The following is a 21,424-nucleotide window of genomic DNA, read 5'->3' as shown; positions in this document are numbered from 1 at the left end:
TCCCCTGCACCCTGCCCCCTGCCCCTCTGCCTCTTTTACGCTGGATAAATCCGCAAACGCCGATTTGGTTCTTCGCCAAAACTATCAGACTTGAGTCGATAGTGTTCTACCAACTCATGTTGCATTTTGCGTACTGGGGAAGAACGAGGCAATAACTCCACTGGCTGTCCTTTGGGAATGACAATTTGCTCTACAGCAAGTCTGGCTTCTTCTAGGGCATCCATCTCATCATCAGTGCCACTGTGTAGAAACAATTGCAATTCTCGGTCATCAGTCATTTCCGGATCTTCAATATTCAGCAACCGTCGCAAACCACGGGTAATCTGGGGAATTGTACTAGACTTAATCATGTGAATTGGCACATGACGGGCTTTGGCCATTTGTCTTAATTTGGCGTGGTTTTTGACGTGCGATCGCAATGCTAAAATTGCATCAGCAGTATCAATGTCTTTTGTCAACACTACAGGCAAAGTTAGTACACCAATTACCTGTTCTAATTGATGGCGACTGACACCATAGGGATAAATATGTAACGGCAAATCTTCACCGTTTGGCCCTGAGTGCTTACTAGTCTTGACATCGATACTCTCGGAATGATTAAAGGATTCATCCAGCAAGCGGTCAAACTCACTACGTCCAGTCATCCGCTCCCGTTCTAAAGACAAAGGAGGTAATGCTACCATTTGTCCTGATGAACGCCAGCCATTAGTTGGTCGCGCTGGTGGAAAAGATTCTTCTCTGGGGGCAACTTGCCCACCTCGACCATTAACCACTGATAACTGCCGTGTAATCGCCACCTTACCTTCGTCATCAACGGTTCTGGTTTGTGGACTAGGCTGACGACCCCTCAACAGAGTATCTACCGTATCCGCCACACTTTCATGAATTACCCAGCGTTGCCGTTCCAACATTTCCACAGCAATCTCAAAAGTGGGAGGAGCTTTGCGCTCCAAAACAGTCTTTTGACTGCCTCGCCTTCTCGCTTCATCATCCCCTAAAGTCACCGCCTGAATACCCCCAACTAAATCAGAAAGAGTGGGGTTTTTAATCAGGTTTTCGATTTGGTTCCCGTGGGCAGTACCAACCAACTGTACACCCCGTTCCGCAATGGTACGAGCCGCTAAAGCTTCTAATTCCGTACCAATTTCATCAATAACAATCACCTCTGGCATATGGTTTTCCACCGCCTCAATCATCACCTGATGCTGAAGTTCGGGAGTACCAACCTGCATCCGCCTGGCACGACCAATAGCTGGATGAGGCACATCACCATCCCCAGCGATTTCGTTGGAGGTGTCTATAATTACTACACGCTTGTGGAAATCATCAGCCAAAACACGGGCAATTTCTCGTAAAGCAGTAGTTTTACCCACGCCTGGTCGCCCCAGCATGAGAATTGATTTACCCGTTTCCACCAAATCACGGATCATACCAATTGTGCCGAATATTGCCCGACCGACACGACAGGTCAAGCCAATAATTCTACCGCTACGGTTACGAATAGCGCTGATGCGATGTAAAGTTAACTCAATTCCGGCTCGATTATCGCCGCTAAAGGTTCCGACTCGCTGAATGCAATCATCAATTTGTGCTTGAGTGACGGGTATTTCGCTCAGATACTCAGCTTGATTAGGAAAGCGAGCCTCTGGGCAACGACCTAAATCCAAGACCACTTCTACTAAACTATCTCGTTGGGGATGACTCTCCAGGACTTGTTGCAGGTCTTGGGGTAAAATGTCCAATAACTTTTGAAGGTCTTCTTTAATCGTCATGCTTTCTATGGTGACGTTTTTAGAGATAAGGGTTACACTGAGCGCGGCCGAAGTGAACGAGGGATTAGCGCTCCTGCTGTGACTTGATCTGGGAAACGAGGGAATGGGCAAGCTTTACTGCTGGCCAGAGTAATTCGGGTTCGGCTTCGAGGCGCACTTTCGCCTTCACACTGGTTGGACTAACCTCCTGATTCTCTAACTGATCGAGAATTGGTGACAGCAGCACACGAGCATAGCTACCGTAGGCAACCCCGGAAACATAGTGCTGATGGTACTCAGAACTTTTTAACAGTCCCATTGCCTTTAACTTAGCAACGGTGTAGCTGTTAGTGCCACCTGCTAACTGCACATATCCGGGTAAATTAGCTGTCAAAACTTTCTGCCCTAATTTTACCGATGCTAAAGTAGTGCCGTCTCCAATATCACCACTCATAGGACGGCCATCTGTTTGCCAGATTAAGGACCCATGCAATGGGGTAATTAGTTCAGTAATTGCTTTGAGGTAGTCAATTATGCCCTCGCCATCGGGACAGCTAATGGCTATGACCTTGAATTGATCTGCCCACGGTGAAATTGTTTGCCATAATTGCCGAAATTTTGTCAAATGTCCGACTTGCGTATGAATTTCTATGGCATCTACAACCTGTGACATGACTAATGGGGCGATCGCTGTCGTCGTGGACATATATGACTTTGTATAAATTTTACCATAAGGGCAAACAGGTATGCAACGTCCACAGCCATAGCACTTTTGGGCTTCCACTCCCGAAGTGTTTACATTGAGCGGAGTCGAAATGTCATCTATCCTGTTAAATACGATCGCTTGGGCTGGACAAATGGTTTCACAGGGTCTATGACAATCTTTGGGACAGTCACTAGAGTTAAATTCTGCTTTGCGAAAATGCGGGTCTTCGCCATCATTCAAGCTCACCATCAACAAAGGTAAGCTGCCTTTATAGCCATAACCGCGCGCCTTTGCATCCTTAAACAAATCCTTGGCTACTTCTAAACCTTCCTGGGCTGCTGCTATCACTGCTGGATCAGCTGCCACATCTATACAGTCAGCACCTGCCAATGTATAGGCTAATGCTAAACTCCTGACAGCCGGCAAATGTTGGAAGCTGGCTCCGCAGATTAGTTTGAACCAATTTCCTGCTTTCAAAGATTGTAAAGGATCTAACAAATCAGTCACATTTCTATTATGCGTTTACGAAACTAAAAAAAGTAGTCTCTAATATAGAAAAAGTCTTGATTTTCTCATGCCGATTTCTTACTACTTAGGTTCTCACTGTGGAAATAGTCTGTCAAGCCTCCACAGTCAAATATTTTGCTGTGATGATTTTATTTTAAGTAGAAATTAATACTTATTGATAATTCTCAGCAATAAATTCAGCTTTGGGATTGGATGATCCTTTGAGAAATGATCATTCTGTGGGCGGTCTAGGAAATTTCTTGCGTATTTAAATTAGCTGCATAGATCAATCATCCCTCGAAATTAGGGTGTTTCCCAGAACTAACCTATGAGTGAAGAATGGCGAACTTACTCTCAAAATTTAGTGCGCCACCCATCAACAGTACTGAAGGGATTGTATTATTGGTTAATTCTGGGGATACAATGGTGACTTATCCAGTCCACCAATATGATTGAGCGGCCAAAAACGAATTACGGCACGACCGATGATATTTCCACGAGGCACAACACCCCAGCAGCGACTATCATAGCTACTATTACGGTTATCACCTAAAACTAAGTATGAATCGGGGGGTATAGTTTCGGGTTGGGCTAAGTAGGCTTGATTTGATCCTGATGTGCAAACATCAACTTCTGTGCGTTGCTCGGAGGTAAGGTAACTGACTTCCTTTAGGGGTTGGTTGTTAATATAAACTTGGCCATCCTTGAGTTCTACTTTTTCTCCAGGTAAGCCGATAATACGTTTAATAAACGCATCTTTATATTGTTCGTTTTTTAGGTTTTCTGTGGGCGAAAATACGACAATATCTCCCCTCTGTGGTTCAGAAAATCTATACTTCAACTTATCCACAATTATCTTGTCTGCCTCCCACTGGTTTGGAGTACCGTTGAGTGTAGGTTCCATAGAGCCGGAAGGAATCCAGCGAGCTTCAGCAACAAAGGTACGAATGCCTAAAGCCAGGACAATACTTAATACAATTGTTCTAGCTAGTTCGGCGAACCAGGAATTATCGGGTTGTTGAGTGGAGTTGTGATCAGACACTTGATTTCGCATGAAATTACTGGGATAAGGGAGAAGTGCGGTGATGAACTCGTTGGGGAAGACTATATTCTTTAATCTTAACGAGTAAATTCTGATTTCCTGGTTGAAGTCACTATTTGACTTGGGGAATTTATCAATTAAAAATTAATTTTGCCGTGACGATATGAAAAAATGAATGATTATGGTCGCAATCAAGTTTAACCTAAAAGCATAAGTATCTCTCTAAATTCTGTTAACCTCATGTCATTCCCACATAGTTTATTGATTCGCGGCGCTAGCATTGTTCTCCCTGATGGTGAGTTCATTGTGGGGGATGTGCTGACGCGCGATCGCCGCAGGCGGGGCTTTGCCCATCGCCAAATAGTTGAAGTTGCACCCTGAATACCCACAACAACAGCAACTACAGAAATTGACGCAAAAGGGTTAACTTTGTTGCCGGGAGTCATCGATCCGCAGGTACATTTCCGGTAACCAGGGCTAGAACACAAGGAGGACTTGTTTACAGCCAGTTGCCTGGTACTGTCTACCAAGTTGTTAAATGGATGTCTCAGGCTGTAGCTGTGGCTTATGGCATACCCAATAAAGGGGCGATCGCACCTGGTGATGATGCTGATTTAGTATTAGTAAATTTAAACACATATTGTCCAGTGCAACGTGAGGAACTTTTAACTAAGTGTCATTGGAGTCCTTTTGAAGGCTGGAATCTCACAGAATGGGCTGTCACCACCATTGTCGGCGGTGAAATTGTTTATTAGCAAGGGCGAGTAAATACAGAAGTACGAGAGCAAGCTTTAACTTTTTTGTCACAACAATAATATTTTATTAGCGATCGCGTCATAGAAATTATGACGTGATACTTTTCATTACATTAAATTGTCTTTATAGTCAAATCAAAATTCTAGATAGCTAGTTTCTAGAAATTATTTTAATGAAATTTATGACTACATACAAAACATATATAAGTATAACTTCTGATATAAATCAGTTGAATAAATTAATCTCATTAATTGACAATCACTAACTTTTGGTTGTTAGATTCCGAATTACTCGGGAAAATCCTCAGACCGGACATAAATTAAAGGAATACAACGGCAAATTTAACCATTTAACTTTTAATTACAATCTTTTTGTATTTAACTATCCGGATTTTTTCTCGGAATAACTGTAGAGAATTAGTAGGGTTAAGTAAACGGGCAAATTTCTGTGAAAACTATGTTTGATACATATAAAAATTTTCTAGGTACTGAATTTGTGCGGTCTTAAAACTTAATTCTGAAATTTGTGATTGTTTGAGATTTCCCTGCGGGACTTTGCCCAAAATCTTAATATTTGGCATTAAACAGCAGAAAGTTCAGACAAATTAGCATCCTATCCCACAAAATTAATCACTATTTATCGAGATAATCAAAGGAATGAAGCAATAGGAATAACCTTAGTGTAAGCAGATGAAAAAAATACCAGTATTTACTGAGTTATAGAAATTCATCTAACATCCCTATTCACAAATATAATCCTCCAGTGGCCAGATTTATGTTACTTCTCATCTGAATATGATTTCCTTTGAGGACAAGTATTAAAAATTCTGCCAGTTTGCTATATATCACCTGCAAAAGCCAGATTCTGGGGCGGTTTGAGTCCAATTTACATTCATCTACTACAACACCATCTGCGAGAATACGCCAATCCTAGCTAACCGCAGCAAAAAGCTAGTAGATGTCAATCATAACCAGTTTTTATGTTGAAGAATATTTCATTAATTTTTGGATAATGAAAACAACAATGTTAGTAAATTTCCTTGATGAGCGCGGTAGTGGTAGATAGAACGAGTGTGGAATTCTCCCTCGACTATCGGCAAAAATTCTCTAAGTCAATGGTGGAATTAAAGGGTGTAACTTGGGCTTGACGAGTACCGTCATCACCATGAGTTAATATAATTCTGAGATAACTATCTGGCTGATATGGCATTCGTTCTGACCACTCAATAGCCACAATTCCCGGCATTACCTCAATACCTTCCCAATAAGTTTCGATATTCAACCCTATAACCTCAGCAGTTTCTAGGCGATATAAATCTAAATGGTATAGAGGAATACGTCCAGTATTGTACTCATTAATCAGAGTAAAAGTAGGACTCACAATTGATTCAGTGATGCCTAAACCTTGACCAATTCCCTGTACCAAAGTAGTTTTCCCACTGCCTAAATCACCTGCTAATAAAATCACACTACCAGCCGTCAAACTTTGCCCCAGTGTAATGCCCAAGCGGAGGGTTGCTGCTGTATCTGCAAGTAAAATATTCATGGACAAGTCAAGATGGGATATTTTCCGTTTTATTACTTCCCATGATGAGTTCCACTGTACCACCGCAACAACACTCTTGCTAATTTCTGGGGATTGTGACGCACACAACCTATTTCATCTTCATGCAAGATATTTGCTAGAACAATTCGCCGTCCTAAGAGGGTGACATCTTCTCTATCCAAGAATACTGGATGGGAATTTTGTTGCGCATAACGCTTGAGTGATTGCTCAGACGGAGATTTTTTGTGTACTAATACAGCATCAAACAGCTGTCTTGCACCGCAGGCAGCATCAATAGCTTTAATATGGTCAGCAACAGTATAGCCGTCAGTTTCTCCCGGTTGAGTCATGATATTGCAGATGTAGATGCGAGGAGATGTAGATGCAGCGATCGCATCTGCAATTTCTGGTACAAGTAAATTAGGAATCAGACTGGTATATAAGCTACCCGGACCCACAACAATATAGTCAGCTTCTTTAATAGCCTTAATAGCGGCGGGTAAAGCCGGAGGGTCAGCAGGGATACAGCCAATTTTGACAATTTTTCCCCCAGCTTTCGGAATACTAGACTCTCCCTCAATCCGTCGGCCATCATCTAACTCAGCCCAGAGGCGAACATCACTCAAGGTAGCCGGTAGAACTTGTCCCCGGACTGCCAGCACCTTGGAACTAGCCGCCACCGCCCGTTCTAAATCTCCAGTAATATCAGTCATGGCAGTTAAAAACAAATTGCCAAAACTATGCCCTGTTAAACCGTCCCCAGCCTTAAAGCGATATTGAAATAATTCTGTTAATAACTTTTCTTCATCCGCCAAAGCTGCCAAACAATTACGAATATCCCCTGGTGGTAAAACGCCAAATTCCTGACGCAAACGCCCAGAAGACCCACCATCATCAGCCACCGTGACAATAGCAGTAATATTCGCACTGTAGGTTTTTAAACCCCGTAATAAAGTAGAAAGTCCCGTACCACCACCAATTACTACTATTTTCGGTCCCCGATACAAGCGACGATGTGCCAACAGCACGTCAATTAGCTCCTCATCGCTGTCTGGTCTTAGCACCTGAGTAATTGAGCCTACGGTGCGAGTTTGTCCCCACAGCAGCAAAAGTAAACCCCCCAGCAATACCAAAGGGCCACTGATATAGTGGGGTAAAATTTCAGCAATTACTCCCAGAAAACTCCTAAACCACTCGATAGTCCAAAAAATAGGGGTTAGCTTCACCGATATCGCCAACCCCAAGATTGCCAGCAGTACACCTCCCAGGCTAATTAACATCCAGCGCTTGATGGCTAGTCCAGGAGATAACCACTTGAACCACTGGTTAACACGGTAGGAAGTGAGGCGGCGCGACTGCTTTTGCAGGGCATTGAGGGCTTGTCTGAGGAAAGCAATTGACATACCTGATTCGGAGCAGTGCTACAAACTAAATAATTAACAGCAAATTTACACCACTTGGTATTCACACCAAATGTTTAATTCTGAAGTTCTTAAGGACTTTAGATTAGCAGCAAGTCGTCAAACTTGCCAGTGTTGCTGCTAAATTGACACTCTCAGCGTCACAGGCGAAGCATTAGCAGGAGACTATGGAAAAACGCATTTTAGGATTAGACCCAGGATTAGCTATTGTGGGATTTGGGCTAATTGCTTGCAAGCAAAGTCAGGCTAAAATTCCCGAAACATCCGTGACTATGGTTGATTTCGGAATTATCCAGACTTCATCCAAAATGGAGATGGGACAGCGCCTCTGTACTTTATTTGACGATTTGCATACGGTGATACAGGAGTTGCAGCCAGATTTAGTGGCGGTGGAAAAATTATTTTTTTATCGCATGGCAAATACTATTCTGGTGGCACAAGCCAGGGGTGTACTTTTGTTAGCTTTGGCACAGCATAATCTTCCCTATGTAGAATTTACTCCTGCCCAAATTAAACAAGCGTTAACTGGTTATGGTAATGCTGATAAATCTGAAGTCCAAGATGCCGTAGCGCGGGAGTTGGATTTAGAAGAAATTCCCAAGCCAGATGATGCTGCGGATGCTTTGGCTGTGGCTTTGACGGCTTGGTATCAGATTTAGGTTGTAAACAGAGAACAGTTAATTAAAACGGTAAAAGTCAGGAAATCACATTACCATAAGTAAATTAACGTTTTATGTTTTATTAAAGACGTATTTAACCGTAACTTTATCAATATCTGCCATAAAGTCCATCAGATGCAAAAAATTACACAGGCATTGAAATTGCTACCTACTGGTGCGGGATCTGTTTTCACATTCCATTTTCTCCTTAACGAACAATGGATACAAACTGTCATTTCCGGCTTTATTACTTTTGTTTACTCCATTTGGGTTAACGTCAGTGATGAATTTAAGGCTGAATTTAAGGCTGAATTTATCAAAGCACTCGACCCAGGGGGAAAAGGTGGACAGCTTGGAGGATGGTTAGGTAAAATAATAGGCGATATACCGCAAAAAGTTATTAAAAAACTTTCAGGGTTTAAGAGTAAGTATAAAAAAGCATTAGTCGATTTTTATTGTGACTTTGAAACCGAGGGGTTCAAAATTGGCTTACCTGTATTAGATTTAGAAGATGTATTTGTACCGCTAAAAGTTGAAACAGGTAATTTAGAAAATATTGATGGTGCAATGGTTTCGAGTAAACGCACCGGTCAAAATTCTGAAAATCAAGAAATTTGGGATTTTTTAGCTGCGATTTCTCAACAAAATAGTTTTCGCTGCATGGCTGTTGTTGCTCCCCCTGGATATGGTAAAACAACTTTGCTAAAGCATTTAACTTTGACCTATGCCAAAAATGGTCATAGAAAATATAAAGCACCGCAATTTTTACCAGTGTTATTGTACCTGCGAGATATACGTGAAGAAATTACCAGTCAACAACCTCCTACTTTGCCTGAATTAATTACTAAACATCTGAAAAATGAAGCTGCTTTTGCTGAACTCAACCCCCAAACAGACTGGTTTAATCAACAGTTGAAAAATGGCAAATGTTTAGTCATGTTGGATGGACTAGATGAAGTTGCTGATAGTGAACGTTCGCGGGTAAGTGAATGGGTAAACCAGCAAATGGCTACTTATCGCCAAACTGCTTTTATTATTACTTCTCGTCCTTATGGTTATAGTAGTGCGCCTGTGGATAAGGTAGGAATTATTTTAAAAGTTCTACCATTCACTTTAGAGCAGATGAAGCAATTTATTAATAGTTGGTATCTGCAAACAGAAATTAGAAATCGCGCTGGGAAAAATAATCAAGCTGTAAAAGCAAAAGCCGAGAACAAGGCCGCAGATTTAATTGACCGGATTATTAATAATCGTGCTATTGCTAATATGGCAACAAATCCGCTTTTAGTGACTATGATTGCTACTGTCCACTATAGCAATAGTGCATTACCAGGACGCAGGGTGGAACTGTATCAGAAAATTTGTGATTTGCTTTTGGGAACTCGACAAGCAGCGAAGAAAATTAAAGCACCTCTGACATCTGAACAAAATAAATCAGTATTGCAGGTTTTAGCGCTGGATTTGATGCAAAGGGAAACTCGCACTTTTGAACCAGCAGAAGTTGAGAGTTTGATTGCTGGGGAATTACAAACAATCGTTAATACTATACTAACACCTGGAGACTTTTTAGAACAAATTGGAGATGTAAGCGGTTTAATAGTTGAAAGAGAGCAAGGTATTTTTGAATTTGCTCATTTGAGTTTTCAGGAATATTTAGCTGCGTCTCAGGTGAAAGATTTGCCGCAAGAAAAAATATTAATTGATAACTTTGATAATCCTTGGTGGGCGGAAACTATTCGCCTTTATGCTGCTCAAAGTGATGCCACAAATTTAATTGAATCAGCATTAAAAAATCAAACAGTTTCTTCCTTAACTTTGGCTTATGATTGTTTGCAAGAAAGCAAAAAGGTAAAACCACAAACACAGACAGAACTTGAAAATATTCTGGAAACTGGATTGGCATCTCAAGATCCAAAAATTGCCCATATAGCAGCACAGGTAAAATTAACCAGAAGGTTAAATGGCTTATTAAGAATTAATGAAACCCAAGAAATCGATCAGAGTTATATTACTTGGGCAGAGTATGAGGAGTCTATCAAAGGTACTTTTGGGATAAATATTATTGAGCAAGGTTTTTTACCAGATGATCTCAATAATATTGATCCTATTCAACCTGTCACGGGAATTAGTTTTCAAGCTGCTAATCGGTTTTGTGCTTGGCTAAGTTTAAATTCTAATTTGGATAACAACCTAATTCGTTATAGATTACCAACAGAAACAGAAGCAAAACAATATCCAGCAAAAGATGATAAACATCTTACTTGTTGGACTCAAGAAAATAAAAATGATGGGGAAGGAATAAGGGTTGTTAAAGACCAATGGCCGCCACAATACAGACAACTATTAGAACATTTAGCTGCTGGAAAATGGCAGGAAGCTGATGAGGAAACAGATAAAATGATGCTCAAGGTGGCTAACCGAGAACGTGAAGGCCGCTTAGATGTTGAATCTATTGAAAAATTTCCTTGTTCTGACCTCCGCACCATTGACGAACTTTGGATTCAATATAGTGAGGGTCGCTTTGGTTTTAGTGTCCAAAAGCGTATCTATGAAGCACAGGGAAAAGATTGGTGGAAGATCATAGACGCATTAGAGTGGTCATCAGACGGGGGAAGCGTAAAGTATAATATAAAAGCCCCAATGGGACACCTACCCAAAAAATGGTGTGGAGGGAGTGATGGAGTGAATATATGGGGAACGCAAGCCCAACTTTCTCAACTTTCTTCTTCTCTCGCGCAGAGACTTGTAGATTGTAACCTATAAAGCTTTCAGTTAATCATAAACATTTCTTATTGCCTACTTTTCTACGAAGTTTCCAGGTTTCCAGGTTTTCGATACCTGGCACTCCCCCCTGGTCTTTGATAGCAATTCGCCATAATAAATTTATCAGCCACTTCCTGAATTTCTGGGTCTGTTGCTTCCCAATTGTTCCAAGGGATATTCAGTTGTCCTGGTGATGTTTTCTTTTTATTCGGCTTCCCTTTCAACTTCATTCCCGCTAATAGCTTGCTTCCCCATTCTGTAAAACAGGTATGGGAAATGTACGATGAAAACTAGTAGTGGCTTGGAATAATCTAATATGTCTCCATCTTTAACTGAAACAATTCTCTCTCAATTACCCGGCGATGTTTTAGGCGGTTTACGCCAAGCTGATGGCTTCTTAACATCTTTGAGAGAAAATACAGCACCCGTCCCCACAGTAGTTAAAGAAAGCCAGGAACCATTGGAGTCTATAGATTGGGATGTAATTGTTTGCGGTGGGACTTTAGGGATTTTAATTGGTTGCGCCTTAGCGGTGAAGGGACTGCGGGTGGCGTTAATGGAACGGGGAATTTTACGGGGAAGAGAACAGGAATGGAATATTTCTCGCCCAGAATTAGATGTATTTGTGGAATTAGACTTGCTGAGTATTGAAGAATTAGAACAGGCGATCGCCACTAAATATAACCCAGCACGAGTCAGCTTTGCTAGTGGTACAGAAATCTGGGTAGAAGATGTCTTAAATATCGGCGTAGACCCAATTTATCTCCTAGATACATTAAAAAACCGATTTATCTCCCTTGGCGGAAATTTGTTAGAAAACACACCTTTTACTGAAGCCATCATTCATCCCCAGGGAGTCATAGTCAATAACCAATACACCACTCGTTTATTAATCGACGCAATGGGAAATTTTTCCCCTATCACCAAGCAAGCACGCCAAGGTAAAAAACCAGATGCTTTGTGCTTAGTTGTGGGAAGTTGCGCCCAAGGTTTCCCCCCAAATACCACCGGCGACTTATTATTTTCCTTCACATCCCTAGAAAATCAATGTCAATACTTTTGGGAAGCCTTCCCCGCAAAAGATGGGAGAACAACTTACTTATTTACCTACATGGATGCGGAACCACAACGCCTAAGTTTAGAAGCATTGTTTGAGGAATATCTGCGATTACTACCAGAATATCAAGGTGTGGAATTAAACCAATTGCAATTTCAACGAGCGCTGTTTGGCTTCTTTCCCAGCGATCGCCAAAGTCCCATCACCACGCCTTGGAATCGGTTGTTAACCGTAGGAGATAGCAGTGGGAATCAATCCCCCTTAAGTTTTGGTGGTTTTGGGGCGATGGTACGTCACCTGAAGCGATTAACACTTGGGATACATGAAGCATTGCAAACAAATCAATTATCCGCCAAAAATTTAGCACTCCTCCAACCCTATCAACCAAATCTCACCGTTACCTGGTTATTCCAGAAAGCCATGAGTGTGGGGATAAATCAAAAAATCCCCCCGGAGCAAATTAACCAACTACTCCAGGCGGTATTTCAAGAAATGCAACAACTGGGTACACCAGTATTGAAACCATTTTTACAAGATGTGGTGCAATTTTCGGGACTGACCCAAACCCTGTTAAAAACTGGCTTATTTCATCCTCTATTAATTGCTAAAATTATTCCCCAAGTTGGTTTACTCAGCTTACTAGATTGGATAGTACACTACGGTAACTTAGGGATTTATACTGGCTTATATCGGTTAACTCCTATATTAGAAACATGGATAAAAAATCAGCCCAGTGAACAACAATATTATTGGCATCGGTTAATTGATGCTTGGAAATATGGTTCTGGTGCTGACTATTTTGATCAAGATCGGAAGAACGAACCGCAAAGGACTCAAAGTACACAAAGGAATTAGAAATCAGGAAATTTAGCGTACCCTCACAAAGAGATATAGCAACCGCCAAGGAAGTTAGGACAGAAACAGATCATGAAACCCTTACAATTAGCGAGTTTCCAGCCTGTTCCCTGTTCCCTGTTCCCTGTTCCCTGCCATAATGTGAGTCTGCTGATACGCTTGTGTTAAATCCAGCATTTCTGCGGTGCTTAAACTACGTTTTTTGTTTATGGAAGCTTGTCGCACAGCATCTAATACCGATTGCATTGCTTCTGGACTAAGAGAAATACCCTGTTCCTGTAACAGATTAGTCAATAAATGTCTTCCTGAATGCTTACCTAAAACTAAACGCCGCTCTCCCCCTACCTCTTCTGGCGCAAAGGGTTCGTAAGTATCAGGGTTTTGCAGTACACCATGAGCATGGATACCTGATTCGTGAGCAAAACTATTTTCCCCAACAATGGCTTTCCAAGGATGTACATTGTAGCCTGATGCTGATGCTACAAGTCGGGAGATTTCTAGTAAGCGAGAAGTATCAATATTTAAATTAGTATTATGGATGCGTTTGAGAGCCATGACGACTTCTTCTAAGGCTGCATTTCCTGATCTTTCACCTAAACCATTGACTGTGGTGTTGACTGATGAAGCACCCGCTTTGATTCCGGCGAGGGTGTTGGCTGTTGCTAAACCAAAATCATTGTGCATATGCATTTCTACTGGGATGGATAATGCTGTCACCAATTGTTCAACTTGTGTGTAAGTGGTGAAAGGATCGAGAATCCCTACTGTGTCACAAAAGCGAAACCTGGATGCACCGGATTCTTGGGCGTAAAGGGCTACATCTAAGAGAAATCCTACCTCGGCTCTAGATGAATCTTCTGCGCCTACGGAAACAAACAATCCATGATCAAGGGCAAAGTTGATACTATCTTGCAGTTTTTGTAAAACTACTGCTGATTTACCCTGAAATTTAGCAGCTATTTGGGTTTCAGAGACAGGGATGGATATATGCACTCGCTGCAAACCACAATCTATGCAAGCTTGAATATCGGAGATTACGGCGCGGTTCCAGCCCAAAAGTTTAGCTTGTAATCCTAAATCAACAATTGTGGCGATCGCCTGTTGTTCTGCTTCACCCATTGCGGGAATCCCAATTTCTAACTCCTGAACTCCCATAGCATCAAGTAGTTGGGCGATCGCTATTTTCTCTTCTAAGTTAAAAGCCACACCCGCAGCTTGTTCCCCATCACGCAGAGTTGTATCGTTGATCACAATTTGATTCATTTCCCTAATCCCTTGCATATCATATTCAATATACAAAAGTTTTTCTCTGTAATAAGTAAAACTATAATTACCCCTCATCATTATGGAGTCAATAAGATTATACTCACTTTTCAATTTGAGGAAAAACTGTCATGCAGACATCCCTTAACTGCTGGCTTCGCTAACATCTAGGTTTTTTGATTTACCTTCTATTTAAGGTATTCGCATATTCCCAGATGGCAAATTTAGATCAGAAGATTGGCGAAATTCTACTCAAATATATAGTTTTTTTTCTGCTAGACATAGAGTAAATAGCCGGGAGAATGTCATTACTTTAAAACACAGATTTTCCTAGATAAGCAAATATGAAAACCCTGTTAATTAAGAATTTATATAAATTATTACCAATTCCGATAGAAGTATAATTACTGGCATGGTTTATTCATGCGATCGCCTAATTTATCAGTGTCCTTTAACCATTAGCCCTGATAGTTGTATCATTGATGCCATTATCTTGATGCTAAAGCTGGTCATTTATGGTCATAGAAGTACTACCAGAAATATTAGCCAGAATCCCCAAGAAGCTTTGGTAAATGCCCATGATACTGCTGTAGAGCTATTTTTTCCCAGCCCTACACCGCCCAATATTTATTAAACAGCCTACACCATATACTCATCAACAACTACAAAAACTACTGGACTGGCTGATTTTGTTGCGAAATTGAGAGGGTATAGTTATACTGATTTTGAGATAAATCACCGACGTAAAGTGAGTATTCTCCAGCCATGAAATAACCAGTAAGTTCCGGCTGGCTTTCAGAGTCACTATCTGCTAAAACACAAAAACGCCCACCAGGTCCGTCAATTAGCAGCGTTGGCTGTCCAGGACTATCAACTGTTAAACGTAAGTAAGGCAGTGGCTTGGTTAACTGAATAACTTGATTGGGTGTATCTGAGATGTTTCCGCAATTACTAGGAACTGTTCCCCCAGAATTGCCATTTAAAACTAGTGGGTCTGAAGTTAAATTGTCTTGAATTTGTAGCCGTGGAACGTCAGCCAAATTAGTTTCACTGAACATCAAGCTCATTACCAAAGCTACGGGAACAACTGTAAGCAGCCTAAGAGTCTTCATAATTATTATGCTCCCGACTATTTATATATTTATCTCAAGAGTCTAGCCTAATAGACGAAGCTCATCTGTCTATGTTCCTATTCTAACCTCATAACTGAAAACGGAGGATTTTTACTGAATCAAAAGACGATGAAACTTTCAACTATGCCTCTACTCACTCCCATAATTATCACTCTGACGCGCCTATAATTTCTGACTCCTGGTCTACCAAAACCTGCATGAACATATTGTGGAGATGTGACTTGCAGATACTGCCATAGTTTTCCGGAAATTATTCCGAATCACCTCATGTATTCTGATTATTAGGGTTGCTGTGTACCAGGATAGATAGCAGTGAAGCTTATTTTCATTTTAAATAATATCACTGTGGACAAAGCCGCACAATCATTTTTATGGACTTTTACGTTTAAACACCCTCTGAAGCCAGGGGCTGACAGGTCAGTTTTCAGACATCCTCTAAACATAATTTTCAGGATTTGGTAGGTTTGTTGTGGAACTAGTGACTTAGAGTCAAGGGTAAAAGATTATGAATCCTCAACCTCAAGATGACTTCCAGCGTCGCCTCCATAATCTAGAGGCTGAAATTAACTCTAAATCTGGAGATGTGGAACAACCATCAAAAAAAACACAACCATTGCAGTCGGAATTTCTCAACTTTAAATCTCATTTAGCTAAATTGCAGCTTTGGTTTGAGAATTTGAACGGCACAACTAAACTGATAGTTGCAGGTGTGGGGGTGCTATTGGGATTAGGGATGCTACAAGCAGTGATGAAATTAATTACATCGGTGATTACTCTGGCACTGTTAGCATTCTTCCTCTATCTTGGGTACAAATTTTTTGTATCTGGTAATGGGCAGAAAAAACAATAGCCTATTTTAAATGTTTAAAAATAAATTCAAAGGAACGATGCAATGGCGACCCCAATTGTGAGTACAAATACTAGTCAACCTAACCAGTCAAATCAACCAGAAAAAGCCAAGTCACAGCCATTAAATACTAGGCGTTTGGCTGCATGGGCTACGGAAATGACTTTAGTGGTTGTTAGTGGTCTAGTTCCTTTTGGACTTGGTGTCTATGCCAATTCTAGAAGTGATATCAAGCGAGTACCACTTCACCCAGTATTAGTAGTCACTGAAAGAGCGATCGCCCGACCTTTAGCACTGCCTGTAAGCTCTGGTATTCGTAACGTTGCTGCCCCCACTAATTTTTTGTGGATTATAGCCTTGTTAGCCCCTGCAACCCTCTCATGGTGGCAATTATATCTACTGGGAAAAACAGGTAGTACCCTTCCTAAACGGAAATTTGGCGTGCGGGTTGTCAACGAGTTAGGCCAGTCTCCTGGTTTACCCGCAGTTGTGGCGCGGGAAGCAATTGGTAGATTCACTGTACCTGTCTCCATTGCCTATATTCTCTGGCGCTACAGTTTTGCTTTTCCAAATTTAGGATTGTTCACATTTTTAGCTGTGTTAATGGTGCTGGGAGAAGGACTGGCCTTACCATCACGTCGGGGTCGTCGTGCCTTCCATGACTGGTTGGGAGGTACTTACACAATTGATGCTAATCGTCCTTTATCTGCCTCTGTTCCGGGTGATAAATCTCAAACACCCCAGTCAGGGGAGAAAATAGCGCCTGTGTCTATGTCAACCGTCACAGGGGAAACGACAAACGTGCCTCACCTCTGGCGACAGATGCGGCAAAATCCCAGCAAGACTTTGTTCGGGGTAGCATTAGTCAGCATGGTAGCTGTGCTAGGAACTTTAGTCGCTACCCAAGTGTATATTCAAACCCAACAAACCCGGCGGGAAACTCAGCAAATAAATAGCCAAAAGTTTCTGGTACTGGTGGAAAAATTGAGTTCTAATTCTGGTCTTACCACGGAAGAGCGCCAAAGTCTCATTCTCGCTATGGGTGGTCTCAATGATCCGCAGTCGATCCAATTTCTCACAGACCTTCTGGTTAAGGAAAGTAACCCCATCCTCCAGAATACAATTCAGCAAGCTTTAACCAGTGTTGGTGTGAAAGCTATTCCGGAGTTAAAAAACAAGAATCAGTTTTTAGCAGCTGAATTAAGGTCTTTGGGTAGCAATGGATCTCCAGAAGCAGAACCACGACAAGAGCAGTTACATATTAACCAGCAGACAATCAACAAAATTCTCAGTGTTTACAGTACCCAAACCGCAGGTATTGATCTTAGTCGTGTGGAATTAGGTCAAGGTGGTACTCCCCAAGGCTCATTTTTTAACTTGGTTTTAGATAACGTTGATTTGTCGGGAATTAACTTTAAGTCGGCAAATCTTTCCCAAGGGAGTTTTAAAGGTAGTATCTTCCGGGGAACTGGTGAGGATGGACGCTGGGATACTTATGACGATGCGATCGCAGATTTCAGTCAAGCTCAACTGCAACAAGCCAATTTCACCGATGCTAATCTCAGCCGCGTGATCATGAACCGCAGCAATTTAAGCCGCGCTACCCTCAACAGAGCTAATTTATCCTATGCACGTTTAATTAGCGCTGATCTCAGCAGCACCCAGCTAGTAGGAGCTAATTTGCGGGGTGCATTCCTAGAGCAAGCCAGCTTAACAGGGGCTGATATCGGTGATGCTAAATTCAACGAAGCCAATTTGTCTGCGGCGCGTTTAAGTCGGGTAATTGCGATCGGTACACATTTATCCTACGCCAACTTAACTAATACTGATTGGCGAGGCGCAGACTTATCGGGAGCTTATTTAGATCGGGCTAATCTCAGCAACGCTAACCTCAGCGCGACTCGGCTGACTGGTGCTGTTTTACGCTCTGCCAAGTTAGAAAATACTAACTTACAAAATGCTGATCTGAGTTTTGTAGATTTACGGGGAGCAAATGTCGCAGGTGCTGATTTTAAAGGTACTGTTCTCGCTCCTGTGCCACAAAATCCCGCAGATCAATTTGTCCAAATGCCAGATTTAGGCTCAATTTCGGCGGTAGTTAAAGGAGTTGATTTTTCTCAAGCTAAAAATTTAGATGCTAGGCAAATAGCTTATATTTGTACCCAAGGCGGTCTGCATTCTAATTGTCCGTAGGATTGGGGATTGCACTTCGGCTACCCTCAGCATCGGGAATTGCGTAATTTATCACCTGATTGAACTTGAATAGGGATATTATAAGTATTGAAAATCACTGATCAATTCAAGATGGTGTGAGGTATCCGGAATGAAGCATATTGGTTATTTAGTTACAGCTTTAGCGGCTAGCTCGGCTTTGAGTCTGGCTATTAGTCAACAACCAGCACAGGCTCAGGTAGCTTATGGTAGCTATGTTGGTGTCGGTCCGACTGTTGGTCTTACTGATGGTGCGCAAGTAGGAGGTGTTTTGGCTGCTCGCTACAAGCTACTCAAATTACCAATTTCTTTCCGCGCTCAAGCTTTAGTGGGGCAAAATATCGCAGTTGTACCCACGGTTTCTTACGATCTCCCCCTGAATTGGCAAACTGATGCTTACTTGGGAGCAGGTTTAGTTTTAGTTGATGGTGAGACTTCTTCTCCTGTGGGCAACAAAATCAGTTTTGCTTTACAACCAGGAATTGATTATGTTGTCCCTAATAGTAATACTGTGATTTTTGGTAACGCCATTATTGCTTTTGATGCTTACCGTGATAGTAGTACCCCGGCTATTTCTGTGCAAGGTGGTGTTGGTTATAGATTTTAATATTTTGGTATTTCTTTAACTGCAAATTTTTGTGCTTCTCAATAAATGGTCTGGTAGATGAATCCACAGAAATAAATTACCTTTGGGAATATTCCAGGCGATCGCATTGGTAAAATAATTCTCTAGTCCTGGTAATATAAGTTGCCCTGATTACCAAGAAATGTAACGATCAGAAGGGATTTCTGCAAGAGTATAATCATAAATAATTTATTCAGCCATTCTACCTATGCCATCCATGAACTCTTCTGATCCCACTAATGTACTTCGTTACCGTCCTCGCCGTCTGCGCCGGACTGAAACTTTACGAAAAATGGTCAGGGAAACAACCCTCAGTGTGAATGACCTAATTTATCCGATGTTTGTCACTGAGGGGGAAGGGCAAAAAGTGGAAATTGCTTCTATGCCTGACTGTTATCGCTATTCTCTAGATTTATTGTTAAAAGAAATTCAGGAAGTTTATAATTTAGGAATTAATGCGATCGCACTGTTTCCGGTAGTTCCAGAAGAGCTAAAAGATGAAACTGCGACTGAAAGCTATAATCCAGATGGACTGGTACAGCGAACTGTCAAAGCCATCAGACAAGCAGTTCCAGAAATTATTGTCATGACTGATGTTGCCCTAGATCCCTTCACGAATCATGGGCATGATGGTTTAATCGATGACCAGGGTAACATTTTAAATGACCCCACTGTAGAAGTATTGGTAAAAATGTCAGTTTCCCAAGCCGCAGCCGGGGCTAATTTTGTTGCACCTTCTGACATGATGGATGGCAGAGTGGGCGCAATTCGTCAGGCTTTAGATGCCGCAGGTTATATTGATGTGGGAATTTTGGCATACTCAGCCAAATATGCTTCTGCCTATTATGGCCCCTTCCGCGATGCATTAGATTCCGCACCAAAATTTGGGGACAAAAAAACTTATCAAATGGACCCAGCTAACGCCAAAGAAGCTTTAAAAGAAGTGGAATTAGACATTGCTGAGGGAGCAGATATGGTCATGGTGAAACCTGCTCTAGCTTATCTCGATATCATCCATCAAGTCCGCAACGCTACACAGTTACCTGTAGCTGCATATAATGTGAGCGGTGAATACGCCATGATTAAAGCTGCTGCACGCATGGGTTGGATTGATGAAAAAAAGATCATTTTGGAAACTCTAACCAGCATGAAACGAGCCGGTGCTGATTTAATTCTGACTTATTTCGCCAAAGAAGTAGCTTTAATGTTGGCTTAATATTTCTCTGCGTTCTCTGCGCCTCTGTGGTTCGTCTCCTTCGTGAATTAATTTCGTAATTCTTAACGAACCGCAAAGGACGCGAAGTACACAAAGAGAGAAAGTTATTGTTTCCTTGAATACAAAACCCAGAAAAATAAAATGATGCGAGTTTTGATTCTGGGTGGAACCGGAGAGGCGGCTGAATTAGCTGCCAAAGTTGCCACTATCCAGGGAATTGAGGTGATCTCATCTTTAGCTGGTCGCACCCGTAAACCTTCAGTCCCATTGGGTGATTTCCGAATTGGGGGTTTTGGGGGTGTGACTGGACTAGCTAAATATCTGCATCAAATGAATATCGATTTGTTGATTGATGCTACCCACCCTTTTGCAACTCAGATGGCTGTGAATGCGGCTGATGCGGCAATTTCAGTAAACATACCCCGCCTGAAGTTGATTCGCCCACCTTGGAAAAAAGTGAATGGCGATCGCTGGATTGAAGTTGATAGTATAAAATCAGCCGCAGATGTTCTAGAAAATCAGTCACAACGAGTTTTTTTAACGGTTGGTAGGCAGGAAATAGGTGCTTTTACTCATTTGAATCAAATTTGGTTTCTGATGCGGATGATTGACCCGCCTGAGCCAAATGCCTTAGTACCGCCGGGAATATTGTTGTGCGATCGCGGACCCTTTGTCCTGGATAATGAGAGAGCAATCCTAACCCATCATCAAATTGATACCATTGTCAGCAAAAATAGCGGTGGTGATGCCACTTATGCCAAAATTATCGCCGCACGAGAACTAAAACTGAAAGTTGTTATGGTCAACCGTCCCCCTATACCACCAGGGGAAGAAGCAACAAACATAGACGAAGTTTTGATGTGGTTATGGCAGCAAACGAACCGCAGAGGCGCAGAGGTCACAGAGAGAGAATGAAGCGCTTAACTAAACTCTATTTGGTATTCTTTATCCCATGAAAAAACGCCCCCCATTTCTGAGAGGCGTTTCTTATTTAGCTAAACTTCGAGATTAGCCGTTGATTGCAGGTGCAGTCAATGCAACAGGAGCAACATCACCAGCAGCCAAGT

General features: G+C 41.8%; 19 protein-coding genes and 1 pseudogene. 12 read left to right on the top strand and 8 right to left on the bottom strand.

Annotated elements, in window-relative coordinates; genetic code table 11:
• Window positions 1–35: 35 nt before the first annotated feature.
• The 3 genes from VB620_RS18005 to lepB form a co-directional block, all read right to left on the bottom strand.
• Window positions 36–1,772: a R3H domain-containing nucleic acid-binding protein gene (locus tag VB620_RS18005; protein WP_323197527.1), complete on the bottom strand. Its 1,737-nt coding sequence runs from the start codon at window positions 1,770–1,772 to the stop codon at window positions 36–38.
• Between the two features lie 64 nt (window positions 1,773–1,836).
• Complete coding sequence (ldpA, locus tag VB620_RS18000) at window positions 1,837–2,964, bottom strand: circadian clock protein LdpA (protein ID WP_323197526.1); 1,128 nt, start codon at window positions 2,962–2,964, stop codon at window positions 1,837–1,839.
• Between the two features lie 406 nt (window positions 2,965–3,370).
• Window positions 3,371–4,018 (bottom strand): signal peptidase I, encoded by a 648-nt coding sequence (lepB, locus tag VB620_RS17995; RefSeq protein ID WP_323197525.1) that lies wholly within the window; start codon window positions 4,016–4,018, stop codon window positions 3,371–3,373.
• A 228-nt stretch (window positions 4,019–4,246) separates the two neighbouring features.
• Between lepB and VB620_RS20905 the strand changes: the two genes are divergently transcribed.
• The 3 genes and pseudogenes from VB620_RS20905 to patS all read left to right on the top strand — a co-directional run bounded on the left by VB620_RS20905 (window position 4,247) and on the right by patS (window position 5,827).
• Window positions 4,247–4,387, top strand: a complete 141-nt coding sequence (locus VB620_RS20905; protein WP_407674254.1) for a hypothetical protein — start codon at window positions 4,247–4,249, stop codon at window positions 4,385–4,387.
• Window positions 4,388–4,524: 137 nt separating this feature from the next.
• Window positions 4,525–4,761, top strand: a pseudogene (locus VB620_RS20900) (amidohydrolase family protein); the annotation flags it as partial.
• 958 nt (window positions 4,762–5,719) lie between these two features.
• A complete protein-coding gene (gene patS / locus VB620_RS20895; protein ID WP_407674253.1) occupies window positions 5,720–5,827 on the top strand; it encodes a heterocyst-inhibiting signaling peptide PatS in 108 nt (35 codons plus the stop codon).
• A 24-nt stretch (window positions 5,828–5,851) separates the two neighbouring features.
• Here the strand turns inward: patS and tsaE are convergent, their stop codons facing one another.
• Together tsaE and VB620_RS17980 are read right to left on the bottom strand one after the other, a co-directional pair.
• Window positions 5,852–6,307, bottom strand: coding sequence for a tRNA (adenosine(37)-N6)-threonylcarbamoyltransferase complex ATPase subunit type 1 TsaE (gene tsaE / locus VB620_RS17985; RefSeq protein WP_323197524.1), 456 nt, complete (start codon window positions 6,305–6,307; stop codon window positions 5,852–5,854).
• 32 nt (window positions 6,308–6,339) lie between these two features.
• Window positions 6,340–7,710 (bottom strand): gluconeogenesis factor YvcK family protein, encoded by a 1,371-nt coding sequence (locus VB620_RS17980; RefSeq protein ID WP_323197523.1) that lies wholly within the window; start codon window positions 7,708–7,710, stop codon window positions 6,340–6,342.
• A gap of 185 nt (window positions 7,711–7,895) precedes the next feature.
• On the opposite strand from VB620_RS17980, the gene ruvC reads away from it, so the two are divergent.
• Together ruvC and VB620_RS17970 are read left to right on the top strand one after the other, a co-directional pair.
• On the top strand, window positions 7,896–8,387 hold the full coding sequence (gene ruvC / locus VB620_RS17975) for a crossover junction endodeoxyribonuclease RuvC (protein ID WP_323197522.1): 492 nt from the start codon (window positions 7,896–7,898) through the stop codon (window positions 8,385–8,387).
• A 135-nt stretch (window positions 8,388–8,522) separates the two neighbouring features.
• On the top strand, window positions 8,523–11,150 hold the full coding sequence (locus tag VB620_RS17970) for a GUN4 domain-containing protein (RefSeq protein ID WP_323197521.1): 2,628 nt from the start codon (window positions 8,523–8,525) through the stop codon (window positions 11,148–11,150).
• A 41-nt stretch (window positions 11,151–11,191) separates the two neighbouring features.
• Here VB620_RS17970 and VB620_RS17965 read toward each other — a convergent pair whose 3' ends face one another.
• A complete protein-coding gene (locus VB620_RS17965; RefSeq protein ID WP_323197520.1) occupies window positions 11,192–11,380 on the bottom strand; it encodes a hypothetical protein in 189 nt (62 codons plus the stop codon).
• A gap of 86 nt (window positions 11,381–11,466) precedes the next feature.
• On the opposite strand from VB620_RS17965, the gene VB620_RS17960 reads away from it, so the two are divergent.
• Entirely contained in the window at window positions 11,467–13,062 is a 1,596-nt protein-coding gene (locus tag VB620_RS17960) for an FAD-dependent oxidoreductase (protein ID WP_323197519.1), read from the top strand.
• Window positions 13,063–13,149: 87 nt separating this feature from the next.
• Here VB620_RS17960 and nifV read toward each other — a convergent pair whose 3' ends face one another.
• Entirely contained in the window at window positions 13,150–14,325 is a 1,176-nt protein-coding gene (nifV, locus tag VB620_RS17955; RefSeq protein ID WP_323197518.1) for a homocitrate synthase, read from the bottom strand.
• 412 nt (window positions 14,326–14,737) lie between these two features.
• Here nifV and VB620_RS17950 point away from each other — a divergent pair, with 412 nt between their 5' ends.
• Complete coding sequence (locus VB620_RS17950; protein WP_323197517.1) at window positions 14,738–14,959, top strand: hypothetical protein; 222 nt, start codon at window positions 14,738–14,740, stop codon at window positions 14,957–14,959.
• Window positions 14,960–14,996: 37 nt separating this feature from the next.
• Here VB620_RS17950 and VB620_RS17945 read toward each other — a convergent pair whose 3' ends face one another.
• Window positions 14,997–15,437: a hypothetical protein gene (locus VB620_RS17945; RefSeq protein ID WP_323197516.1), complete on the bottom strand. Its 441-nt coding sequence runs from the start codon at window positions 15,435–15,437 to the stop codon at window positions 14,997–14,999.
• A 526-nt stretch (window positions 15,438–15,963) separates the two neighbouring features.
• Between VB620_RS17945 and VB620_RS17940 the strand changes: the two genes are divergently transcribed.
• The 5 genes from VB620_RS17940 (at window position 15,964) to VB620_RS17920 (ending at window position 21,272) form a co-directional block, all read left to right on the top strand.
• Complete coding sequence (locus tag VB620_RS17940; RefSeq protein WP_323197515.1) at window positions 15,964–16,308, top strand: hypothetical protein; 345 nt, start codon at window positions 15,964–15,966, stop codon at window positions 16,306–16,308.
• Between the two features lie 42 nt (window positions 16,309–16,350).
• Window positions 16,351–18,498: a pentapeptide repeat-containing protein gene (locus VB620_RS17935; protein WP_323197514.1), complete on the top strand. Its 2,148-nt coding sequence runs from the start codon at window positions 16,351–16,353 to the stop codon at window positions 18,496–18,498.
• Between the two features lie 130 nt (window positions 18,499–18,628).
• Window positions 18,629–19,123, top strand: coding sequence for a hypothetical protein (locus tag VB620_RS17930; protein WP_323197513.1), 495 nt, complete (start codon window positions 18,629–18,631; stop codon window positions 19,121–19,123).
• Window positions 19,124–19,349: 226 nt separating this feature from the next.
• Window positions 19,350–20,357 (top strand): porphobilinogen synthase, encoded by a 1,008-nt coding sequence (gene hemB, locus VB620_RS17925; RefSeq protein ID WP_323197512.1) that lies wholly within the window; start codon window positions 19,350–19,352, stop codon window positions 20,355–20,357.
• 141 nt (window positions 20,358–20,498) lie between these two features.
• Window positions 20,499–21,272, top strand: coding sequence for a cobalt-precorrin-6A reductase (locus VB620_RS17920; RefSeq protein WP_323197511.1), 774 nt, complete (start codon window positions 20,499–20,501; stop codon window positions 21,270–21,272).
• The last annotated feature ends 152 nt before the right edge of the window (window positions 21,273–21,424 follow it).

Source organism: Nodularia harveyana UHCC-0300, from assembly GCF_034931085.1.
In the GTDB taxonomy this organism is placed as follows: domain Bacteria; phylum Cyanobacteriota; class Cyanobacteriia; order Cyanobacteriales; family Nostocaceae; genus Nodularia; species Nodularia harveyana.
The sequence above is the reverse complement of the archived record's forward strand: the minus strand, read 5'-3'. Positions and strand labels throughout refer to the sequence as shown.

Coding starts and splice junctions, on each gene's coding strand:
- VB620_RS17945 (WP_323197516.1), bottom strand. CDS start 15,437: ATGAAGACTCTTAGGCTGCTTACAGTTGTTCCCGTAGCTTTGGTAATG.
- tsaE (WP_323197524.1), bottom strand. CDS start 6,307: ATGAATATTTTACTTGCAGATACAGCAGCAACCCTCCGCTTGGGCATT.
- VB620_RS17950 (WP_323197517.1), top strand. CDS start 14,738: ATGGTTTATTCATGCGATCGCCTAATTTATCAGTGTCCTTTAACCATT.
- nifV (WP_323197518.1), bottom strand. CDS start 14,325: ATGAATCAAATTGTGATCAACGATACAACTCTGCGTGATGGGGAACAA.
- VB620_RS17920 (WP_323197511.1), top strand. CDS start 20,499: ATGATGCGAGTTTTGATTCTGGGTGGAACCGGAGAGGCGGCTGAATTA.
- VB620_RS20905 (WP_407674254.1), top strand. CDS start 4,247: ATGTCATTCCCACATAGTTTATTGATTCGCGGCGCTAGCATTGTTCTC.
- VB620_RS18005 (WP_323197527.1), bottom strand. CDS start 1,772: ATGACGATTAAAGAAGACCTTCAAAAGTTATTGGACATTTTACCCCAA.
- VB620_RS17960 (WP_323197519.1), top strand. CDS start 11,467: ATGTCTCCATCTTTAACTGAAACAATTCTCTCTCAATTACCCGGCGAT.
- VB620_RS17940 (WP_323197515.1), top strand. CDS start 15,964: ATGAATCCTCAACCTCAAGATGACTTCCAGCGTCGCCTCCATAATCTA.
- hemB (WP_323197512.1), top strand. CDS start 19,350: ATGCCATCCATGAACTCTTCTGATCCCACTAATGTACTTCGTTACCGT.
- lepB (WP_323197525.1), bottom strand. CDS start 4,018: ATGCGAAATCAAGTGTCTGATCACAACTCCACTCAACAACCCGATAAT.
- VB620_RS17965 (WP_323197520.1), bottom strand. CDS start 11,380: ATGAAGTTGAAAGGGAAGCCGAATAAAAAGAAAACATCACCAGGACAA.
- VB620_RS17930 (WP_323197513.1), top strand. CDS start 18,629: ATGAAGCATATTGGTTATTTAGTTACAGCTTTAGCGGCTAGCTCGGCT.
- VB620_RS17935 (WP_323197514.1), top strand. CDS start 16,351: ATGGCGACCCCAATTGTGAGTACAAATACTAGTCAACCTAACCAGTCA.
- VB620_RS17980 (WP_323197523.1), bottom strand. CDS start 7,710: ATGTCAATTGCTTTCCTCAGACAAGCCCTCAATGCCCTGCAAAAGCAG.
- VB620_RS17970 (WP_323197521.1), top strand. CDS start 8,523: ATGCAAAAAATTACACAGGCATTGAAATTGCTACCTACTGGTGCGGGA.
- patS (WP_407674253.1), top strand. CDS start 5,720: ATGTCAATCATAACCAGTTTTTATGTTGAAGAATATTTCATTAATTTT.
- ruvC (WP_323197522.1), top strand. CDS start 7,896: ATGGAAAAACGCATTTTAGGATTAGACCCAGGATTAGCTATTGTGGGA.